This is a genomic window from Rathayibacter sp. AY1G1, from assembly GCF_002932095.1.
Lineage (GTDB): Bacteria > Actinomycetota > Actinomycetes > Actinomycetales > Microbacteriaceae > Rathayibacter.
Map to the genome: position 1 here is coordinate 3,022 of NZ_PSUZ01000052.1, position 2,410 is coordinate 5,431.

Here is a 2,410-nt window from a genome sequence, read left to right on the forward strand (position 1 = left end):
AGTCGCAGGGTCTAGACCCGAAGCGAAGTGATCTATCCATGGCCAGGTTGAAGCGACGGTAAGACGTCGTGGAGGACCGAACCCACTTCAGTTGAAAATGGAGGGGATGAGCTGTGGATAGGGGTGAAAGGCCAATCAAACTTCGTGATAGCTGGTTCTCTCCGAAATGCATTTAGGTGCAGCGTTGCGTGTTTCTTGCCGGAGGTAGAGCTACTGGATGGCCGATGGGGCCCAAAAGCTTACTGACGTCAGCCAAACTCCGAATGCCGGTAAGTGAGAGCGCAGCAGTGAGACTGTGGGGGATAAGCTTCATAGTCGAGAGGGAAACAACCCAGACCACCAACTAAGGTCCCTAAGCGCGTGCTAAGTGGGAAAGGATGTGGAGTTGCACAGACAACCAGGAGGTTGGCTTAGAAGCAGCCACCCTTGAAAGAGTGCGTAATAGCTCACTGGTCAAGTGATTCCGCGCCGACAATGTAACGGGGCTCAAGCACGCCACCGAAGTTGTGGCATTGACATTAGTGGTAGGCCTTCGTGGTCCAGCCGTGTTGATGGGTAGGAGAGCGTCGTGTGGCGAGTGAAGCGGCGGTGTGAACCAGCCGTGGATGCCACACGAGTGAGAATGCAGGCATGAGTAGCGAAAGACGGGTGAGAAACCCGTCCTCCGGAAGACCAAGGGTTCCAGGGTCAAGCTAATCTTCCCTGGGTAAGTCGGGACCTAAGGCGAGGCCGACAGGCGTAGTCGATGGACAACGGGTTGATATTCCCGTACCGGCGAAGAACCGCCCAAGACAATCCAGTAGTGCTAAGTATCTGAATCCCTTTGATGGATCCCTTCGGGGTGAAGCGTTGGGCCTAGCGTACGACCCCGTGCTGGTGCGTTTAGCGTATTAACAGGTGTGACGCAGGAAGGTAGCCGAGCCGGGCGATGGTTGTCCCGGTCTAAGGATGTAGGGCGAACGATAGGCAAATCCGTCGTTCATATAGCCTGAGATCTGATGGGTAGACGCAAGTCGAAATCGGTGATCCTATGCTGCCAAGAAAAGCATCGACGCGAGGTTCTAGCTGCCCGTACCCCAAACCGACTCAGGTGGTCAGGTAGAGAATACTAAGGAGATCGAGAGAATCGTGGTTAAGGAACTCGGCAAAATGCCCCCGTAACTTCGGGAGAAGGGGGGCCTGAGGCGTGAACGGACTTGCTCCGGGAGCGTTCGATGGCCGCAGAGACCAGTGGGAAGCGACTGTTTACTAAAAACACAGGTCCGTGCTAAGTCGCAAGACGATGTATACGGACTGACGCCTGCCCGGTGCTGGAAGGTTAAGAGGAACGGTTAGCCGCAAGGCGAAGCTGAGAATTTAAGCCCCAGTAAACGGCGGTGGTAACTATAACCATCCTAAGGTAGCGAAATTCCTTGTCGGGTAAGTTCCGACCTGCACGAATGGCGTAACGACTTCCCAGCTGTCTCAACCGCGAACTCGGCGAAATTGCATTACGAGTAAAGATGCTCGTTACGCGCAGCAGGACGGAAAGACCCCGTGACCTTTACTATAGTTTGGTATTGGTGTTCGGTGTGGCTTGTGTAGGATAGGTGGGAGACGTTGAAGCGGGCACGCTAGTGTTCGTGGAGTCATTGTTGAAATACCACTCTGGTCACTCTGGATATCTAACTTCGGACCCTAATCGGGTTCAGGGACAGTGCCTGATGGGTAGTTTAACTGGGGCGGTTGCCTCCCAAAGAGTAACGGAGGCGCCCAAAGGTTCCCTCAACCTGGTTGGCAATCAGGTGGCGAGTGTAAGTGCACAAGGGAGCTTGACTGTGAGACTGACAAGTCGAGCAGGGACGAAAGTCGGGACTAGTGATCCGGCAGTGGCTTGTGGAAGCGCTGTCGCTCAACGGATAAAAGGTACCTCGGGGATAACAGGCTGATCTTGCCCAAGAGTCCATATCGACGGCATGGTTTGGCACCTCGATGTCGGCTCGTCGCATCCTGGGGCTGGAGTAGGTCCCAAGGGTTGGGCTGTTCGCCCATTAAAGCGGTACGCGAGCTGGGTTTAGAACGTCGTGAGACAGTTCGGTCCCTATCCGCTGCGCGCGCAGGAAATTTGAGAAGATCTATCCCTAGTACGAGAGGACCGGGATGGACGAACCTCTGGTGTGTCAGTTGTTCCGCCAGGAGCACCGCTGATTAGCTACGTTCGGAACGGATAACCGCTGAAAGCATCTAAGCGGGAAGCCGGCTTCGAGATGAGATTTCCATCCCTTCGGGGGAGAGGCTCCCAGCCAGACGACTGGGTTGATAGGCCGGATGTGGAAGACAGGACTAAAGACTGTCGGAGCTGACCGGTACTAATAAGCCGATAACTTGATAATCACTACACTCATACCGTTGTAAAGGCTGGTAGGAGTGG

Annotated in this window: 1 rRNA gene (cut by a window edge); it reads left to right on the forward strand. The window is 54.6% G+C overall.

The features are described from left to right. Positions 1 to 2,372: ribosomal RNA gene (locus tag C5C36_RS17090) — 23S ribosomal RNA — on the forward strand (it extends 843 nt beyond the left edge of the window). Positions 2,373 to 2,410 lie beyond the last annotated feature (38 nt).